General features: G+C 71.9%; 14 protein-coding genes. 9 read left to right on the plus strand and 5 right to left on the minus strand.

All coding sequences use genetic code 11. The features are described 5' to 3' along the window. Positions 1-61 precede the first annotated feature (61 nt). On the minus strand, positions 62-502 hold the full coding sequence (locus AC5RVZ_RS28595) for a nitroreductase family deazaflavin-dependent oxidoreductase (RefSeq protein WP_494069012.1): 441 nt from the start codon (positions 500-502) through the stop codon (positions 62-64). A 106-nt stretch (positions 503-608) separates the two neighbouring features. Between AC5RVZ_RS28595 and AC5RVZ_RS28600 the strand changes: the two genes are divergently transcribed. Further along, positions 609-845: a tautomerase family protein gene (locus AC5RVZ_RS28600; protein ID WP_494069013.1), complete on the plus strand. Its 237-nt coding sequence runs from the start codon at positions 609-611 to the stop codon at positions 843-845. Between the two features lie 64 nt (positions 846-909). Here the strand turns inward: AC5RVZ_RS28600 and sucD are convergent, their stop codons facing one another. Continuing rightward, positions 910-1,812: a succinate--CoA ligase subunit alpha gene (gene sucD / locus AC5RVZ_RS28605; RefSeq protein WP_494069014.1), complete on the minus strand. Its 903-nt coding sequence runs from the start codon at positions 1,810-1,812 to the stop codon at positions 910-912. Between the two features lie 18 nt (positions 1,813-1,830). Beyond that, entirely contained in the window at positions 1,831-2,994 is a 1,164-nt protein-coding gene (gene sucC / locus AC5RVZ_RS28610) for an ADP-forming succinate--CoA ligase subunit beta (protein WP_494069015.1), read from the minus strand. A gap of 141 nt (positions 2,995-3,135) precedes the next feature. On the opposite strand from sucC, the gene AC5RVZ_RS28615 reads away from it, so the two are divergent. The 8 genes from AC5RVZ_RS28615 to AC5RVZ_RS28650 all read left to right on the plus strand — a co-directional run bounded on the left by AC5RVZ_RS28615 (position 3,136) and on the right by AC5RVZ_RS28650 (position 12,087). After that, complete coding sequence (locus tag AC5RVZ_RS28615; RefSeq protein ID WP_494069016.1) at positions 3,136-3,822, plus strand: TetR family transcriptional regulator; 687 nt, start codon at positions 3,136-3,138, stop codon at positions 3,820-3,822. Between the two features lie 53 nt (positions 3,823-3,875). Further along, positions 3,876-4,625: an SDR family oxidoreductase gene (locus tag AC5RVZ_RS28620; protein ID WP_494069017.1), complete on the plus strand. Its 750-nt coding sequence runs from the start codon at positions 3,876-3,878 to the stop codon at positions 4,623-4,625. Continuing rightward, on the plus strand, positions 4,622-5,074 hold the full coding sequence (locus tag AC5RVZ_RS28625; protein WP_494069018.1) for a MaoC family dehydratase: 453 nt from the start codon (positions 4,622-4,624) through the stop codon (positions 5,072-5,074). Before AC5RVZ_RS28620 ends, AC5RVZ_RS28625 begins: the two co-directional genes overlap by 4 nt. 90 nt (positions 5,075-5,164) lie before the next feature. Further along, entirely contained in the window at positions 5,165-6,397 is a 1,233-nt protein-coding gene (locus AC5RVZ_RS28630; protein WP_494069019.1) for an acyl-CoA dehydrogenase family protein, read from the plus strand. Positions 6,398-6,475: 78 nt separating this feature from the next. Then, on the plus strand, positions 6,476-7,627 hold the full coding sequence (locus AC5RVZ_RS28635; protein WP_494069020.1) for an AI-2E family transporter: 1,152 nt from the start codon (positions 6,476-6,478) through the stop codon (positions 7,625-7,627). A gap of 133 nt (positions 7,628-7,760) precedes the next feature. Continuing rightward, positions 7,761-8,000, plus strand: a complete 240-nt coding sequence (locus AC5RVZ_RS28640; RefSeq protein WP_494069021.1) for a hypothetical protein — start codon at positions 7,761-7,763, stop codon at positions 7,998-8,000. Positions 8,001-8,085: 85 nt separating this feature from the next. Continuing rightward, the gene (locus AC5RVZ_RS28645) at positions 8,086-10,989 is read left to right on the plus strand and encodes a helix-turn-helix transcriptional regulator (RefSeq protein WP_494069022.1); all 2,904 of its coding nucleotides are present in this window, start codon (positions 8,086-8,088) and stop codon (positions 10,987-10,989) included. Between the two features lie 51 nt (positions 10,990-11,040). Further along, positions 11,041-12,087, plus strand: a complete 1,047-nt coding sequence (locus AC5RVZ_RS28650; protein ID WP_494069023.1) for an ATP-dependent DNA ligase — start codon at positions 11,041-11,043, stop codon at positions 12,085-12,087. Positions 12,088-12,094: 7 nt separating this feature from the next. Here AC5RVZ_RS28650 and AC5RVZ_RS28655 read toward each other — a convergent pair whose 3' ends face one another. Both AC5RVZ_RS28655 and AC5RVZ_RS28660 read right to left on the minus strand, forming a co-directional pair. Further along, positions 12,095-14,830: an AfsR/SARP family transcriptional regulator gene (locus tag AC5RVZ_RS28655; protein WP_494069024.1), complete on the minus strand. Its 2,736-nt coding sequence runs from the start codon at positions 14,828-14,830 to the stop codon at positions 12,095-12,097. After that, positions 14,827-17,604: an ATP-binding protein gene (locus tag AC5RVZ_RS28660; protein WP_494069025.1), complete on the minus strand. Its 2,778-nt coding sequence runs from the start codon at positions 17,602-17,604 to the stop codon at positions 14,827-14,829. Before AC5RVZ_RS28660 ends, AC5RVZ_RS28655 begins: the two co-directional genes overlap by 4 nt. Positions 17,605-17,792: the final 188 nt, after the last annotated feature.

Here is a 17,792-nt window from a genome sequence, read left to right on the forward strand (position 1 = left end):
CGCGGGGAAGTCTAGGGGTGCCGTGCGCGCGGGCCGCTCACATCCGGACCGCGTCGGCGGATCAGCGCGCGCGGGGCTCGAGCAGGAAGAGCGCGATCCGCCGGTCGGTGCGCTTCTGGTACTCGTCGTAATCGGGCCACACCGCCGCGGCGCGCTCCCACCACTCGGCGCGTTCGTCGCCACTGAGCTCGCGGGCGTCGTAGTCGCGCTTGTCGGGGCCGTCCTGCAGCTCCACGTGCGGGTGCCGACGCATGTTCTCGGCCCACTTCGGTTCGTCCGGCGCACCGCCCGCCGACGCGACCACGACATAGCGGCCTTCGTGCTCGATGCGCATGAGGGCGGTCTTGCGCAGCGCCCGGGTCTTGGCCCCCACCGTGGTGAGGACGACGATCGGGACGCCCCGCAGCGTGTTGGCCCGCTGGCCGTCGGAGGATTCGAACGCCTCCGCCTGCTTGCGGGCCCATTCGGCAGTGGACGGGATGTACTCTCCGGTCAGCGGCATGATCCCACCCTAAGCGCGTCGGCGACGCCGAATCCCGACCGTGACACGCCTTTCGCTAGGCTGGCGCGCACCCGGCCGCCGCGCCGGCGGAACGGGAGATCACGTCATGCCGAACATCAGAGTCGAACTGCTTCCCGGCCGCACCGTCGACCAGCGGCGCCGCTTCGCCGAGGAGGTCACCCGTGCGGCGGTCGAGGCCCTGGGCGCGCGGCAGCAGGATGTGCGGATCATGTTCGAGGAGGTAGCGGCCGACTTCGTCGCCAACGGCGGTGTGCTGGCCAGCGAGGATCCGTCGCGCTCGAGCGTCGTGGCCCGATTCGGCGGGACGCCGACGCAGAGCTGAGAACGACGAGAGCGGATGCCGCGCCCGGCGAGGGGTGCGGCATCCGCTCTTCGCGGTCGCGGGGTTACAGCGACTCGATGATCTCGCGCATGAGCGCGGCCGTCTCGGACGGCGTCTTGCCGACCTTGACGCCGGCGGCCTCGAGGGCCTCCTTCTTCGCCTGCGCCGTGCCGGCCGAGCCGGAGACGATCGCACCGGCGTGGCCCATCGTCTTCCCCTCGGGGGCGGTGAAGCCGGCGACGTAGCCCACGACGGGCTTGGTGACGTTGGCCTTGATGAAGTCGGCCGCACGCTCCTCGGCATCGCCGCCGATCTCGCCGATCATCACGATCGCCTTGGTCTCGGGGTCGGCCTCGAAGGCCGCGAGTGCGTCGATGTGCGTCGTGCCGATGATGGGGTCGCCGCCGATCCCGATCGCGGTGGAGAAGCCCAGGTCGCGCAGCTCGTACATCATCTGATACGTCAGGGTGCCCGACTTCGAGACGAGGCCGATCGGGCCCTTCCCCGTGATGTTGGCGGGCGTGATGCCGACGAGCGACTCGTCGGGGGTGATGATGCCCGGGCAGTTCGGTCCGATGATGCGGGTCTTGTTGCCCTTGGCCGTGGCGTGCGCCCACGCCTCCGCGGTGTCGCCCACCGGCACGCCCTCGGTGATGACGACGAGGAGCGGGATCTCCGCGTCGATGGCCTCGACCATCGCCGCCTTGGTGAAGGCCGCGGGGACGAACGCGATCGACACGTCGGCACCGGTCTGCTCCATCGCCTCGGCGACCGAGGCGAAGACCGGCAGCTCGACGGCGTTGCCGTCCTTGTCCTTGTGCAGGACGGTGGTGCCGGCCTTGCGGGCGTTGACGCCGCCGACGACGTTGGTTCCGGCCTTCAGCATGAGCGCGGTGTGCTTGGTGCCCTCGCCGCCCGTGATGCCCTGGACGATGACCTTGGAGTTCTTGTCAAGAAAGATCGACATGCTTGGTTCCTTCCGGGCTCAGGCGTTGGCCAGTTCGGCCGCCTTGTCGGCGCCCTCGTCCATCGTGGCGGCGAGGGTCACCAGCGGGTGGTTGGCGTCCTGGAGGATCTTGCGGCCCTCCTCGACGCGGTTGCCGTCCAGGCGCACGACCAGCGGCTTCGATGCCGTGGAGCCCAGCTCGGCCAGCGCCCCGACGATGCCCTTGGCGACGGCGTCGCACGCGGTGATGCCACCGAAGACGTTGACGAACACGCTCTTGACCTGCGGGTCGCCGAGGATGACGTCCAGGCCCGCGGCCATGACCTCGGCCGAGGCGCCGCCGCCGATGTCGAGGAAGTTGGCCGGCTTCACGCCACCGTGGTTCTCACCGGCGTAGGCGACGACGTCGAGGGTCGACATGACCAGGCCCGCGCCGTTGCCGATGATGCCCACCTCGCCGTCGAGCTTGACGTAGTTGAGGTCGTTCTCCTTGGCCTTGGCCTCGAGCGGGTCCGTGGCCGACGCGTCCTCGAGCAGCGCGTGACCGGGGTGGCGGAACTCCGCGTTGTCGTCGAGGGTGACCTTGCCGTCGAGGGCGATGATCTCGCCGTCCTCCGAGAGGATCAGCGGGTTCACCTCGACGAGGGTGGCGTCCTCGCTCTTGTAGACGTTGTAGAGCTTGACGAAGACGTCGCTGACCTTGTCGACCAGTTCGGGGTCGAAGCCTGCGGCCTCGGCGATCTCGACGGCCTTCGCCTTGTCGATGCCCGTCCCCGGGTTCACGTCGATGCGGGCCAGGGCCTCGGGCTTCTCCACGGCGAGCTGCTCGATCTCCATGCCGCCTTCGACGGAGCACAGCGACAGATAGGAGCGGTTGGCGCGGTCCAGCAGCACCGAGAAGTAGTACTCCTTGGCGATGCGGGCGCCCGCCGCGACCATGACGCGCTTGACGACATGGCCCTTGATGTCCAGGCCCAGGATCGCCTTCGCGGCCTCGTAGGCCTCGTCGGGCGTCTTGGCGACCTTGACGCCGCCGGCCTTGCCGCGACCACCGGTCTTGACCTGAGCCTTCACGACGACGACGCCACCGAGCTTCTCGGCGGCCGCGCGGACCTGGTCCGGGGTGTCGGCGACGATGCCGGCGAGCACCGGCACCTCGTACTTCTCGAACAGATCGCGTGCCTGGTACTCGTACAGATCCACAGTGCATTCCTTCGCTGTAGCGAATGGGGTGGGATGACGCAGAAGCGTCTCGACGTCGAGATATCGACCAGTGCCCCAGCCTACTACCGACGCTCGAGCCTCTCCGACGGGGACCGGCCCGACGGCTAGGCTCTCCCCGAGATGTCCGACACCGCTGCCGCCTCCGCTCCGCACGCCGCGCGCTCCGCCGTGGTGGCCGCCGCGCTCGAGCTGTTCGCCGAGCAGGGGTTCGATCAGACGTCGGTCGAGCAGATCGCGCGGGCCGCCGGTGTCTCCCGCTCGACGTTCTTCCGGCAGTTCGGCGGGAAGGAGGACGTGGTCTTCACCGACCACGAGCTGCTGCTGGACCGCCTTCGGCTCTTCCTGGCGCAGCCGCATGAGGACCCCTGGGCGGCCGTCTGCGAGGCATCCCTCCTCGTCTACACGCACTTCGCCGCCGACCCCGAGCTCGCGCGGCGCCGCTACGCCGTCGTGCGGGGCGTGCCGGCGCTGCGGGAGCGGGAGATCGTGACCGTCTTCCGGTACGAGCGCCTGTTCGACGAGTATCTGCGGGCGTCGCTGCCGGGGCTGGACCCGCTGGACGCGGTCGGGTTCTCGGCTCTCGTGACGGCGGTCCACAACCACGTGCTGCGCCGGCTGCTGCGCGGCCCGAAGAAGGTGCCGGTCTCGGTGCTGCGCACCGCCCTCGACGACGCGCGGCGTCGGTTCGGCGTGCTGCCGGACGACGCCCGCGCTCCCGGCCGCGACGATGTCGTCGTGGCCGTCTTCCCGCGCGGGATGCCGACCGCCGAGGTCGCGCGCCGGCTGCGCGAACATCTCGACGACTGACGTCGGGGGTCGCCGCCGGATCCGCTCGCGCGAACGCCATGGAAGGGAGTCCCATGACCAGGACCGCCATCGTGACCGGCGCCGCCCGCGGGATCGGCGCCGCGACCGCCCGACGCCTCGCCGCCGACGGCCATGCCGTCGCCGTCCTCGATCTCGACGCCGCCCACTGCGCCGGCACCGTGCAGGCCATCACGGATGCCGGCGGGCGGGCGATCGCCCTGGGTGCGGACGTCTCGGACGCGGCGTCCGTCGAGGCCGCCGTGGCGCAGGTCGTCGAGCAGCTCGAGGCACCGACGATCCTCGTCAACAACGCCGGGATCATCCGCGACAACCTGCTGTTCAGGATGACCGAGGACGACTGGGACGCCGTGATGGCGGTGCATCTGCGCGGCGCCTTCCTCATGGCGCGCGCCGTGCAGGAGCACCAGGTGCGCGCGGGGTGGGGCCGCATCGTGAACCTGTCGAGCACGTCCGCCCTCGGCAACCGCGGCCAGGCGAACTACGCCGCCGCCAAGGCCGGCATGCAGGGGTTCACGAAGACCCTCGCGCTGGAGCTCGGGCGCTTCGGCGTGACGGCGAACGCGGTGGCCCCCGGCTTCATCGTGACCGACATGACGCGCGCGACGGCGGAGCGTCTGGGCACCCCGCTCGAGGAGTTCATCACCGCCCGCGCCGCCGAGATCCCGGTGCAGCGGGCCGGCACCCCTGACGACGTCGCCGCCGCCGTGGCGTTCTTCTGCAGCGAGGGGGCCGGCTTCGTCTCGGGTCAGGTGCTGTACGTCGCGGGCGGCCCGCGCGCATGACGATCGACCTGCCCTCCCCCGACGCGCTGCCCGGTGCGATCGGCAGGTCCGCGACCGGCGAGTGGTTCGCGATCGAGCAGGACCGCGTGGCGCTGTTCGCCGAGGCGACCGAGGACCGCCAGTGGATCCACGTGGATGCCCGGCGCGCGGCATCCGGTCCCTTCGCCGCCCCCATCGCGCACGGGTACCTCACCCTGTCGCTGCTGCCCCATCTGGTGCGGCAGCTGCTGCGGGTCGACGGCACCGCGATGATCGTCAACTACGGGCTCGACCGGGTCCGGTTCCTGCAGCCGGTCGTCGTCGGCTCCCGCGTGCGCGCGGTGACCGAGATCGCCGCGGTCGAGGTCGCAGCGCAGGGCTATCGGACGACGCTGCGGACGACGGTCGAGATCGAGGGCTCCGCGCGGCCGGCGCTCGTCGCCGAGACGATCTCGCTCTTCGTTCCGTGAGCGACACCGTGGGACCCAGTCCTGCGTGACGCGACATCCAGTTCCAGTACGATGGGATGCCACGCCGCCGAGTCGCCGAGGAGCACCATCGTGACCGAGTTCCAGTCCCGTCCCGGTCAGAGCGTTCCCGGCTACGAGGTGACCGGTCGCCTCGGCACCGACTACTACGCGGTCTTCGCCGACATCCCCGCCGAGGATCGCGCGGTCTGGGAGCGCGCGCAGGCCTACATCGACGAGGTCGGCCCTCGCATGCAGGAGGCCTGGGACCGCGCGGAGTACCCGCTGGAGCTCGCGATGAGGATGGGCGCGCTGGACCTCTTCAACGACGGGATCGATCACCCCGCGCTGACCCGCTTCTCGCCGCTCGCGGCCGGCCTGGTCAACATGGAGGTGTCCCGCGGCGACGGGTCCCTCGGCACCGTGGTCGCCGTGCAGGGTGGGCTGGCCCTCCGGACGCTCGCGCTCTTCGGCAGCCCCGACCAGCAGGCGCGCTGGCTCAGGCCGGTCGCCCGCGGCGAGGCGCCCGCAGCCTTCGCTCTCACCGAGCCCGATCACGGCTCGGACTCCGTCTCGCTCGACACCGTCGCCCGCCGCGACGGCGACTCCTGGGTGCTCGACGGCACCAAGAAGTGGATCGGCAACGGTGCGTCCGGGGGCATCACGTTCGTGTGGGCGCGCATCGACGACCCCGGGGCACCGGAGCACGGCGCGGTGCGCTGCTTCCTCGTCGAACAGGACACCCCGGGCTACACCGGCACCGTCATCACCGGGAAGGCGTCGCTTCGCGGCATCCACCAGGCCCACATCGCCCTCGACGGCGTCCGGCTGCCGCTGGAGGCCGTCCTCCCCGGGACCAGGAGCTTCAAGGATGCCTCGACCGTGCTGTACTCCACGCGATCCGGGGTCGCCTGGTCCGCGCTGGGGCACGCCACGGCGTGCTACGAGGCGGCCCTGTCGTACGCGCAGCAGCGGATCCAGTTCGGCAAGCCGCTGGCGAGGTTCCAGATGGTGCAGGAGCGCCTGGCGCAGATGCTCGAGGAGCTCACGGCCATGCAGCTGTACTGCCGGCACCTCGCCGACCTCGAGGCATCCGGGCAGCTGCGGCCGACCCAGGCATCCCTCGCGAAGTATCACAACACCCGCGCGGCACGCCGGATCGCCGCCGCAGCACGGGATCTGCTCGGCGGCAACGGGATCCTCCTCGAGAACGGGGTCATGCAGCACCTGGCCGACATCGAGGCGATCCACACGTACGAGGGCACCGAGAGCGTGCAGGCGCTGCTGATCGGACGCGACATCACCGGCATGAGCGCGTTCGCCTAGCGGACCCCACACCTAGCAGACAAGCCGACGCGCGGCCGCGCCCCGCGCTGCCGGGCGACGCGGCGCTAGCCTTCCACCATGGGACTGTTCCGCAAGGACCCGCAGACCGTCCGGCTCGAGTCGCAGGCTGTCGAGCCGTCCGCCACCCGTCCGCCGTGGAGCCTGTGGACCGACGGCTTCGGCAAGCTCGCCGTCCGTGCGATCCAAATCATCGTCGTGGTGACCGTGGCCGCGGGCATCATCTACGCCATCCGCCAGCTGACGCTCGTCACGATCCCGCTCACCATCGCGCTCATCCTCGCGTGCGCCTTCGCGCCGGTGATGAACTGGATGCGGCGCCGGGGCATCCCTTCGCTGCTGGCGACCTTCCTCACGCTCCTCGGGATCGTGGTGCTGCTGACCGGGATCGGCTGGCTCATCGTCTGGGCGGTGCGCGACCAGTGGGATGAGCTGTACGCGCAGGCGCTGGACGGCATCGATCACGTCATCGCGTGGGTGCAGACCCTCCCGTTCGCGCCGACGCCGGAGCAGCTGAACGAGTGGCAGACCGGCGTGCTGGACTTCCTCACCAGCGCGCAGTTCGGCTCGGGGGCGCTGGCGGGCGTCGGGGCGGTGGCCAACTTCGTGACCGGGTTCGTCCTCATGGTCACCATCCTGTTCTTCTTCCTCAAGGACGGACCGCAGATGTGGGAGTTCCTGCTGCGGCCCTTCCGCGGCGAGCACTACCGGCGGGCGCGCCGCATCGGCGACAAGACGGTGGGCGTGCTGGGCTCGTATGTGCGCGGCACGGCGACCGTGGCGCTCGTGGACGCCGTCGGCATCCTCGTCGGTCTGCTGATCCTTCAGGTGCCGCTGGCCATTCCGCTCGCGGTCCTGGTGTTCCTCCTGGCCTTCATCCCGATCGTCGGCGCGACCCTCGCCGGCATCATCGCGGCCCTCGTCGCGCTCGTGGCCAACGGCTGGGTGAACGCGCTGTTCGTCGTCGGCGTCGTGGTGCTCGTCAACCAGCTGGAGGGCAACTTCCTGCAGCCCTTCCTCATGGGCCGGTCGATGAAGCTGCATGCGTTCGTCATCCTCGTCGCCCTGACCGTGGGCACCGTCCTCGGCGGCATCGTCGGCGCCGTGCTAGCCGTGCCGATCGCGGCGGCCGCGTGGGGAGCGGTCCAGGTGTGGGATGGACCGAGGACGCCGGCCCGGTGGGCGCGACCGAAGCCCCCGGCGGTGACGTGACCCGTATCGCGGACCGCCGAAATAGGGCGGCTTCGTCCCCGGAATAGGGCATTCGCCCGATGGGGTGACCGGGTCTCAGCGAGGAGAGTCGTCCCTGTCCGACGGCAGAGCGTCGGGGACAGGAGCGACCACCATGGATGCCACGACTTTCGCCGCCATGCGCCTCGCGCAGCAGCGCTTCGCCGACCTGGATCGCGAGAACGCGCGCCTCGTGGCTCTCGCGGAGCGCCGCCGAGCCCTCGCCGAGCGCCGGCCGGCTTCGGACCCCGCTGCGAATTCGGCCGCGCGCGTCGCGACACCGCTCGAGCCGGCCGCGCCTCCCACGCCGGCCGAGAAGCCGACGGCCTTCGCGCTGGCGGGCCCGTCGTCATGAGCACCGGAGCGAGCCGCCGCGCCACGACGCCGGCGGGCGCACGATCGCCGCGCACCACCTCGGGCGAACGGGAAGGTGCGACCATATGACCATGCCCGCACTGGCGTCGAGCCCTCGCATGGTCGGTCGCGACCGTGAGCTGGGCGCGCTTCTCGACGCGTTCGCCGACGGCGCGGCCGGGCGCCCGCGGACGGTGATCGTGCGAGGTGAAGCCGGCATCGGCAAGACCCGGCTGGTGCACGAGTTCCTGGGCGAGGCGACCGCGCGCCACGGTGACGCTCCGGTCGTCGTGGCGGTCGGGCAATGCGTCGATCTGGGTCCCATCGGCGCGCCGTTCGGCCCGGTGCGCCGCGTGCTGCGCGACCTGCACGCCTGCGTCGGCTCCAGCGCGCTGCGCGCTGCGGCAGGGTCGGACGCGGCCCTCGCGAGCCTCGCCGCGCTCGTGCCCGACATCGCCGAGGAGTCGGCGCACTCCCATGAGATGCCCGGCGAGTTCGCCGAAGCCATCGAGCTCGTCCTCGAGCGGCTGTCACACGAGCGCCACCTGGTCATCGTGATCGAGGACCTGCAGTGGGCGGATGCCTCGACGATGGCGCTGCTGAAGACCCTCGCCGGTGCGCTGCGAGGACGCCACCTCACGATGGTCGCCACGTACCGGTCCGACGACATCGACCGCTTCCACCCGCTGCGTCCGGTGCTCGCCGAGCTCGACCGGATGCGCGCGATCATCCGCGTGGATCTCGAGCCGCTCTCGCCCGAGGAGGTCGCCGAGCAGGTGGCGCAGCTCGCACCGACGCTGGATCAGCGGCGCCTTCCGGCGCTCGCCGATCGCAGCGGCGGCATCCCGTTCCTGGTGGAGGAGCTCGTCGATCTCGGCGACGCCGGCCTGCCGGATTCGCTGCGGGACCTGGTGCTGGCACGCTACCTGCGCGTGAGCGATGCCGCTCAGGAGACGGTGCGGGTGATGGCCGCGGGCGGCATGCACACCGATCACGACGTGCTCGCGGCCGTGTCGGGTCTGGACGACCATGCACTCGATCTCGCGCTGCGCGAGGCCATCGACGCGCGCGTGGTCCTGACGGAGGGCGCCGGCTACACGTTCCGGCACGCGCTCACGCAGGAGGCGGTCCACGCCGAGATGCTGCCGAGCGAGCGCGTGCGCGTGCACCGGCGGTACGCCGAGCACCTCACCGCCCATCGCGCCGACTCACCCGAGGACGCCTCGGCCATCGCCGAACACTGGCTGGCGGCGCGCGATCTGACCGCGGCCTTCGACGCGACCGTTGAGGCGCTGGCGCGGTCCCGCAGCACGGCATACTCGCCGGCGACCTCGGTCAAGCTCATCGAGCGACTGACCGAGCTGTGGCACCAGGTGCCCGATGCCGACAGGCGGTCCGGCACGACGCTTCCCCGCCTGCACCTGGACGCAGCCCTGGCCTGGCACGACCTGGGTGATGCCGAGCGCGCCCTGCGCTCGGCCAACGAGGGCCTCACCGAGGGTCCCGACGACGCGCTCACCCGTGCGGCGCTGCTGCGGCAGAGGTTCGTGCAGGTCTTCAACAGCGAGCACCGCAACCGGCGGGAGGACCTCGACGAGGCGATCGCGCTGCTCGAGGGAAGCGACGACCCACGGGCGCTCGCCCTGCTGTCCCGGATCCATTCGAACCTCGCCATCGATGCGCACGGGCCGTTCGCCGCCGAGCACGCCGAGCTCGCGATCGGGATCGCCGAGGCGGCCGGCGACGACGCCGCGCTGGCGGTGGCGCTGACCGTCGAGTCGTGGCGGCGCGACGAGGACGAGGACGACGAGCCGTCCGCACTGGAGCCGCTCGAGCGGGCGATGGGCCTGACGCTCGACCTGCCTGCGCGCGCGTACGCCGGGACCGCATACGTCGACCTGCTGGCCAGGCTCGGCCGGTACGACGAGGCAGCGCTCGTGGGAGAGCGGCTGTACGCGGATGCCGTCCGCGCCGGGATGGAGCGCGGCCCGGGATCCTCTGTGGCGCTGCCGCTCGCCCACGCCCTGTTCGCCGCGGGCCGCCCGGATGCGGCGCTGCGCTACGCGCGCCGTGCGCGACGCTTCGGTCAGCGCGCCTCGAGGGCGACCGTCGCGCGCATGGTCGCCGTGCACGCCGCGTGGGCCGACCAGCCGAACGGCTACGAGGACGTCGTGGCCGCCGAGCAGGAGGACATCGACGCACTGGAGCACGCCGAGCACGGCAAACGCGGGTGGTGGACGACCGATCGACACGCACCGCGGGCAGTCGACCCCGAGGCGTTGTGGGAGCCGGGCGAACGAGCCGCCGCGCTGCAGAGCCTCGTCGAGATCATCGACGGCACCGCGCCGCCGGTGCTGCGCCGGCACGCGACGGTGGCCGCTGCGACGCTGGTGGACGAACGGACAGATGCCGCCATCCGCCGGCGGCTGGCCGCCGAGACGTCCTCGTGGCCGGAGCGCGGCTGCGTGCCGGTCGTCGCCGGCTTCGTGCGGGCATGGCTGGCCGATGAGGGCGCCGATCCCGTCGGCCGTGCGACGCGCTGGCGGGCCGTCGTCGCAGCGGTGGAGACCGGCGGCATGCCGGTCTGGTACCGCCACGTCGCCCGCTGCCAGCTGGCCGCCGCCCTCATCGCGAGCGGGCGGCGCGGCGAAGCGGCCGCCCTGCTGGATCGCGTCACCGCCGAGGCTCCCGCGCAGGGAGCCGCGCTCGTGGCACGCCGCGCACGCTGGATCGCCGGGCAGGCGGGTCTCTCGCCCGAAGAAGCGGCTCCCGCGGCGACCTCGGGAGCGAGCCCCCTCGCCACGCTCACGCCGCGGGAGATGCAGGTGCTCGAACTCGTCGCCGAGGGGCTGACGAACCCGCAGATCGGCCGGCGACTGTTCATCAGCCCGAAGACAGCGTCCGTGCACGTCTCGGCGATCCTCGCGAAGATCGGTGCGGCCAACCGCGCCGAGGCGGCGGCGCTGTACACCGCTGCTTCGACGGCCTGACGTCCGCGCTCGGGCCTGCACCGCGTCGGTGCGGCACGGCAGGATGGACCCATGCCGTACGAGATCCCCGCGCCGATGCTCGCCAAGTCCGTGCCCGACATCCCGGATCCGGCCAGGACGCCCGGCGGTCTGAGCTTCGAGCCGAAGTGGGACGGCTTCCGGGGCCTGGTGTCATGGGACGGCCGGAACGTCGAGATCGGCTCGCGTGGCGCCAAGCCGCTCACGCGGTACTTCCCCGAGCTCGTCGAGGCGTTCGGCCGGCTTCTTCCCGAACCGTGCCTGATCGACGGTGAGGTCGTCGTGCCCGCCGGCAAGCCCGGCGATCAGCGGCTGGACTGGGAGTCGCTCTCGCAGCGGATCCATCCCGCGGCATCCCGCGTCAACATGCTGGCCGAGCAGACCCCGGCGATGTTCATCGCGTTCGATCTCCTCGCTCGCGGCGACCGGGATCTCATGGACGAGCCGTTCGCGGTGCGGCGCGCCGAGCTCGTCGACCTCCTCGGAGATGTGCCGCATCCCGTGCACGTCACGCGGACCACCGAGGACCCCGCCGTCGCCCGCCGCTGGCTCGCCGAGTTCGAAGGCGCGGGCCTCGACGGCGTCGTCGCCAAGCCCCTGGCACAGCCGTACGCGCCCAACAAGAGGGCGATGTTCAAGATCAAGCACGCGCGCACGGCCGACGTCGTGGCACTGGGGTACCGCATCCACAAGTCCGGTCAGGGGGTCGGCTCGCTCCTGGTCGGCCTCTACGGCGATGACGGGACGCTGCTGCCGGTCGGCGGCGTCGCGGCATGGAGCGACAAGCGGCGACTGGAGCTCATCGACGAGCTGGCTCCGCTGGTCGAGCGCGACGAGGACGGCGAGATCGTCCGAAGCGAGGGCGAGAAGTCGCGGTTCCAGTCGCAGCGCGCCGACTCGTCGTTCGTGAAGCTGCGCCCCGAGCGCGTGCTCGAGGTGCGCTACGACCAGCTCGAGGGCTGGCGCTTCCGGCACACCGTGCAGTTCGAGCGGTGGCGGCCCGACCGCGACCCGCGCTCGTGCACGTACGAGCAGCTCGAGACCGTCTCGGCCTACGACCTCGCCGACGTCCTGGACTGAGCGGTCGTCACAGGATCTGCGTGATCGCCCAGCGAAGGTCGCGACCCCGCCCACGCTCCAGGGCGTCGCGCCACGCACCGTCGCCGAGCTCGTGAGCAGCCCGCTCGCGGAAGGGCGCCGCGTACGATCCGTCCGAGGCGATCGGGTGGAACCCGAAGCGCGGCCCCTGCGCGTCCACGATCCCGAACAGCTCGGCCGCGCGGCGGTGCTCGCCGAGTTCGACCAGCGCCACCGCGAACGCGCTCAGCGCCGCGACCGTGCTCGTGCCGTCTTCCCTCTCGGCGGAGCGCTGCGCGCCCGTACGGAGCATCCCGAGCGCGTCTCGCGCTCTTCCCACTTCCGTCAGGACCTTCCCGGTGATGTAGCACGTCGCCGCGAGCGTCCGGGTGTGACCGACCTCGCCGGCCATCCTGTACGCCTCTTCGAGGGAGTCCAGCGCCTGGGCCGGGAGGCCCGCGATGCGAAAGGCGTCGCCGCGGATGTACAGGTGGTCTGCGATCGCCCAGCGGGAATCCTCGCCGACCCGCGCCCGATGGGCGCGCGCCACCTCCAGTTCGACGGCCGCAGCGTCCGCCCCTCCCTCGTAGGCTGCCAGCGAGGCGAGGAGCGTGTGCGCGATCATCGCGTAGGCCGGGTCGGCCGCCTCGTCGGCGACCTCGGCGAACCGCTGAATCGCGTGGACGACCGCCACCACGTCCCCGGAGATCGACCGGAGGAACACCAGCGGGTACAGCGCAGCAGCCTCGGCATGCGGCATGGGCTCACCAGGAAGGTCGAGCACCCGCTCGATGGTCGCGATCGTCTCGTGGCCGCTTCCGCGCTCGTACCAGAACCAGGCCAGCGCCGCCACGAGCCGCAACGCCAAGCTGCGGTCCCCCCACCCGATGGCGCGCATCGTCGCGGCGTCAAGATCCGCTCGGTTCGCCGCCAGTGCCTGGCGCGCGCGGCGAGAGTCCGGAGTTCGCAGCAGAGGTCCCATACGTTCGGCGTACTCCGTCATCCACGCCGCGTGCCGGCGCTGCCAGGCCGGGCGATCCGGGATGGGATGCGTCGCCTTGACGTAGCGCTTGACGGTGTCGAGCATCCGGAATCGGCGTTCGCCGAGCGATGGCCCGACCGCCGACACCAGCGAACGGCGGGCCAACGACACGGTGATCTCGCGCGGGTCCGAGCCGTCGGCAGCGCAGATGCCCGCGACGGCTTCGAGGGAGAAGGAGCCTGAGAACTCGACCAGCTGCGACAAGAGCGCGCGTTCGGCGACGGAGGTCGTGCGGATGCTCCAATCGATCGCCGCGTCGATCGAGTCGTGGCGCCGAACAGACGCCGTGCCGTTTCCGGCGTCCGCCGGCTCGCTCAGCGACGCCGTCAGCTCGTCCAGCGTCAGCACGTCCAGCCGTGACGCCGCGAGCTCGATGGCCAGAGGCAGGCCGTCCAGCTGAGCGCACAGCCGTCTGGCCGCCGTGACCTGCGCCTCGCTCCACTCCGTGATGCCGCTGCTCTCGCTCGCCCGCAGCAGGAAGAGGTCGACCGCGTCCGCCAGGCTCGCTCCCACGAGAGGCTCGACGGCGATCACGCGCTCCCCGGCCATCCGCATCGACTCGCGGCTGGTGACCACGACGTTCAGCCCCTCGCACCGTTCGAGCAGTCCTGCGCACACCGTCGCTACGGCGCCGAGGACGTGCTCGGCGTTGTCGAGGACCAACAGGGTGCGCCGGCCACCGAGCGCCGCAGCGACGGCGTCGAGCGAGTGGTCTGTGCCGACGGCCTCCGCCACCGCGCCGACGACGCGGTCCGGCGAGGCGACGACGGCGAGGTCGACGAGCCACTGACTGTCGTCGTCCTCGCCCCCGGCCCGACGCGCGAGCTCCACAGCCAGCCGCGTCTTGCCCACGCCTGCAGGGCCGGTCAGCGTGACCAGGCGCGATTGCGCTCTTCCCCGGCGCACCGCCTCGAGTTCGGCCTCCCGCCCGATGAAACGCGTCACGGGCGCCGGGAAGCCGATCCGGTCGATGGGAGCCGGTGCGTCCGCGTCGCCGGGGGCGTCGTCCTGCCGTGCGATCGTCAGCCGCAGCGCACCGAGCTCGGCGGAGGGCGGCAGCCCGGCATCGCGCAGCGCTGCCACTCGCTCGTCGATCGCGGCGAGCGCGTCGGCGGTGCGTCCGGACCTGTCGAGGGCCTGCGCATAGAGCGCCCCGACCTGTGCATCCGTGAGGTCGCGTGCAAGCGGCGCCAGTCCCGTCACGGCGGCCGCCGCCCGACCCCGGTCGAGACGGTCCTGCGCGAGTTCGACACCCGCGGTACGGCGGAGCTCGGTGAGCTGATCCACGACGGGAGCTGCGAAGGGGAAGCCGGAAGCGGCCGCCAGAGGCGCCCCCCGCCACAGCCCCTCGGCACGCTCCAGCGCGGACATCCGCGCGTCGCCGGAGACTCGCAGCAGCGACCGGAACTGAGCGATGTCGACGGCATCCTCAGGCAGATCGAGCCGATAGCCCGCCCGCCCGCCCGAAAGGACGTTGCCCCACCCACGGGCGCGCAGCCGCGAGATGTGCGCGCGCAGGCTCGACACGAGCGTGGCCGACGGTTCCGGCCACAGTGCGGCCACGAGCTCATCCGTCGTGAACGTGCGCCCCGGCTCCAGTCCGAGCCGCGCGAGGATCGCCTGCGGGATGGCGCCTCTCACTTCGGCCGGCGCGTCGGGACCGGTCACCGCGAACGGGCCGAACAGCACAAGACGCAGGTTCATCGCGGTGGCGCCTCCGCCATCTGCCGGACCGTGCGGGGCAAGCGGTCGATCAGCGCCGCGATGTCGTCCCAGCTCAGGCGGCGGCCGATCCGGTACTGGTGATCGAACTCCGCCGGGGTCAGCCCCTGCGCAAGCGCGTCCCGCAGCCGCTGGGCGTCGGCTCCCTCGGCCGCGGCCGTGTTGTAGTCGTACCGGCGGCCGAGCTCGTCGGCGGCGCCCAGCAGCCGCACGCCGACTTCATGCCGCTCGACATACGCACATGCACCCGCCACGATGTGCACGAGCGCGAGCGCACCCGCGGCGTCCTCGTTCGTTCGCGCCTCGGTGATCGCCGGGCCCGCCACGGCGATCGCCTCGCGTGGACGTCGGGCGTCGACGAGAGCCTTGGCCAGGACGTACTGCGACGACGTCACCATCCAGGTGTAGCCGACCGACGCCGCCAGCCGGTGCGACTCCGCGAGCGCGGTGAGCGCCTCCTCGACGCGTCCCTGCGCGCGGCGCAACTGCCCCTCGCTCATGAACACCTCGCTGCGCGCCCATGCCTGCGCGTCGGGCAGCAGGTCGATCGCTCGGGCCATGAGCGTTTCTCCGGTCTCGGGGTCGCCGAAGATGGAGCGCCCGTACGCCTCCCGCGCCAGTGCGACGGCCGTCACCGACGCGTCGGCGCCTGCCTCGCCCAGCGCGCGGGCGCGCGCGATCGCCTCGAAGCCGGTGGCCGCGTCGCCGGACTGGTAAGCCAGGTTCGCCAGCTCCAGCCACGCGAAGCCCTCGCTCTCGACGACGTGCCCGGGAAGCGACAGCGCACGCTTGAGCCGGTCGCAGCCGTCCCGGATGAGGCCGCGGAGGAACCAGTACTGCGCCTGCGATCCGGCCAGGCGCACGGCCGCATCCCGATCACCTGCTTCGACGGCTCGTTCGAAGGCCTCAGTGAGATCGGCGCGGAACCCATCGAGCACGGCCATCGTGTCGCGCGCTTCGAAGGTCCGCAGCGTCGGGCTGAGCCGCAGCGCCAGGTCGGCGAAGTACTGGCGGTGGCGCAGTCGCCACGTCTGCACGAGCGCTGGGTCGTCGCGCTCGGCCAGGAATTCGCGCGTCGACTCCAGCACACGGAATCGGCGGCGCCCCGTGCCGCTGCGATCCACCGAGACGAGGGACTTGCCCACCAGCTGCATCAGCAGCTCAGACGTGCCGTCGGTCTGCCGCCCTGCGGTGCCCGCTGCGGCGCCGATGGTGAAGGTGCCCGCGAAGCGACCCACCTCCAGCAGCAGTTCGCGCTGCTGGTCGGTCAGCTCGTCGAACGTCCACCCGATCGCCGCGCGAACGCTGTCGTGCCGCCCGGAGCCGTTCCCGTGTGCGCCTATCCCCTCTCGCACCTGGTGGATGTCGAGGATGTCCAGTCGGGCCGCTGCGAGTTCGAGGGCGAGCGGGATGCCGTCCAGCTGCCGGCACAGTTCCTGCGCGTCCTCCATCTCGGTTTCGTCGAAGGCGCGTCCGCCACGCGCGTCGGCCGCGCGCTCGCTGAAGATGCGCCAGGCGTCCTCAGCGGCCTCGTCGACGAGGGGACGCAGGACGACGACGTGCTCGTCTGCGATCCGCAGCGGCTCCCGGCTGGTCACGAGGAGCCGCAGCGCGCTGGTCTGTGCGAGCAGCGAGTCCGCCGCCACGGCCAGGGCGCCGAGCACGTGGTCGGCGTTGTCGAGGATGAGGAGCACGCGCCCGCGCTGAAGCCGGCGGGCGATCCCGTCGATCGTGAGCTCACGGGCCCGGACGACCGCGGCGATGGCCGCCACGACGTCGTCGGGGTGGCGGACGTCGGCGAGGTCCACCATGTACTGCTCATCGTCGATGGCCGTGGTGGCCTCTCGCGCGATCTCCAGTGCCGTCCTGGTCTTTCCGATGCCGGCAGGACCCACGATGGTGATGAGCCGCGCGTGACCTCGCAGCTCCCGCAGGTGCGCGAGGTCGGCGGCACGGCCGACGAAGCGCGTCAGCGGGATCGCCACGCCGACGCGGCTGACGGTTCCGCCTCCGCCGCCGGCCACCACCGCGGGGTCGAGGCGCACGATCGACGCCCGCAGCGACTCCATCCGCGCCGAGAGGTCCAAGCCCCGCTCCTCGCCGAGCCGCTCCCCATAGGCGTCGATCGCGGCCAGCGCGTCGGGGTACCGAGCCGACCGGGCGAGCGCGATCGCCAGCAGGCGCGCGGGGCGCTCGTGATACGGGTGTCGCCGGACGGTTTCCGAGAGCACGGCGGTGGCCAGGCTGTGGTCACCCAGCTCGATCGCCTCCTCCGCGAGGTCCTCGTCCAGCAGCCGTCGCTCCTCCATGTGCTCGGCACGAAGCGCCGCCACGAAGGGGAAGCCGTCGAGGTCGGCGAGCGGCTCGCGGCCGGCGGCGGCGCTCAGCTCCATCAGCCGGGCCAGTCGCTCCTCGGCAGAGCCGATCTCCGCCGCGGCGGCGACGCCGTCGCGCAGTCGCGTCAGATCGACGCCGTCGCGTGCCAGCTCGAGCATGTAGCCGCCGCGCGCGCCGACGATGGCCGCGCCGAGTCCTGATGAGCGCAGACGGGACAGATGCGCGCGCAGGGTCGACAGCACGTTCTCCGGCGGATCCTCGCCCCACACGTCGGCCACCAGCGTCTCGACCGGCACGAGCTCGCGGGGAACGACGGCGAGACGGGCCAGCAGGGCGCGCGGCAGGTCACCTCGCACCGGGACGACCTCATCACCCAGCCGCAACCGGAACGATCCCAGCAGTTCGATGTCGATCCGCATCCGTGTCCCCCTCAACCGTCCGCCCTGCGCTGTAAGGATGCTAGGGCCGCGACTGCGCCCGTCGTCGGACGCGGCGGCGTGTGCAATCTTCGCGCAATCGGGGCACGTCAGGATGTTCATGTCATCGACGCTAGACACGCACGTGCGCCCCCGAGCAGCCGCCCCGAGCCCTGCAACGACGCCGCAAT

It is taken from the genome of Arthrobacter sp. Cza30, from assembly GCF_059090765.1.

What these genes read in the sequence shown, in the direction of transcription:
- AC5RVZ_RS28595 (WP_494069012.1), bottom strand. Translation starts at nt 502, where the DNA reads ATGCCGCTGACCGGAGAGTACATCCCGTCCACTGCCGAATGGGCCCGC.
- AC5RVZ_RS28600 (WP_494069013.1), top strand. Translation starts at nt 609, where the DNA reads ATGCCGAACATCAGAGTCGAACTGCTTCCCGGCCGCACCGTCGACCAG.
- sucD (WP_494069014.1), bottom strand. Translation starts at nt 1,812, where the DNA reads ATGTCGATCTTTCTTGACAAGAACTCCAAGGTCATCGTCCAGGGCATC.
- AC5RVZ_RS28615 (WP_494069016.1), top strand. Translation starts at nt 3,136, where the DNA reads ATGTCCGACACCGCTGCCGCCTCCGCTCCGCACGCCGCGCGCTCCGCC.
- AC5RVZ_RS28620 (WP_494069017.1), top strand. Translation starts at nt 3,876, where the DNA reads ATGACCAGGACCGCCATCGTGACCGGCGCCGCCCGCGGGATCGGCGCC.
- AC5RVZ_RS28625 (WP_494069018.1), top strand. Translation starts at nt 4,622, where the DNA reads ATGACGATCGACCTGCCCTCCCCCGACGCGCTGCCCGGTGCGATCGGC.
- AC5RVZ_RS28635 (WP_494069020.1), top strand. Translation starts at nt 6,476, where the DNA reads ATGGGACTGTTCCGCAAGGACCCGCAGACCGTCCGGCTCGAGTCGCAG.
- AC5RVZ_RS28640 (WP_494069021.1), top strand. Translation starts at nt 7,761, where the DNA reads ATGGATGCCACGACTTTCGCCGCCATGCGCCTCGCGCAGCAGCGCTTC.
- AC5RVZ_RS28645 (WP_494069022.1), top strand. Translation starts at nt 8,086, where the DNA reads ATGACCATGCCCGCACTGGCGTCGAGCCCTCGCATGGTCGGTCGCGAC.
- AC5RVZ_RS28650 (WP_494069023.1), top strand. Translation starts at nt 11,041, where the DNA reads ATGCCGTACGAGATCCCCGCGCCGATGCTCGCCAAGTCCGTGCCCGAC.
- AC5RVZ_RS28655 (WP_494069024.1), bottom strand. Translation starts at nt 14,830, where the DNA reads ATGAACCTGCGTCTTGTGCTGTTCGGCCCGTTCGCGGTGACCGGTCCC.
- AC5RVZ_RS28660 (WP_494069025.1), bottom strand. Translation starts at nt 17,604, where the DNA reads ATGCGGATCGACATCGAACTGCTGGGATCGTTCCGGTTGCGGCTGGGT.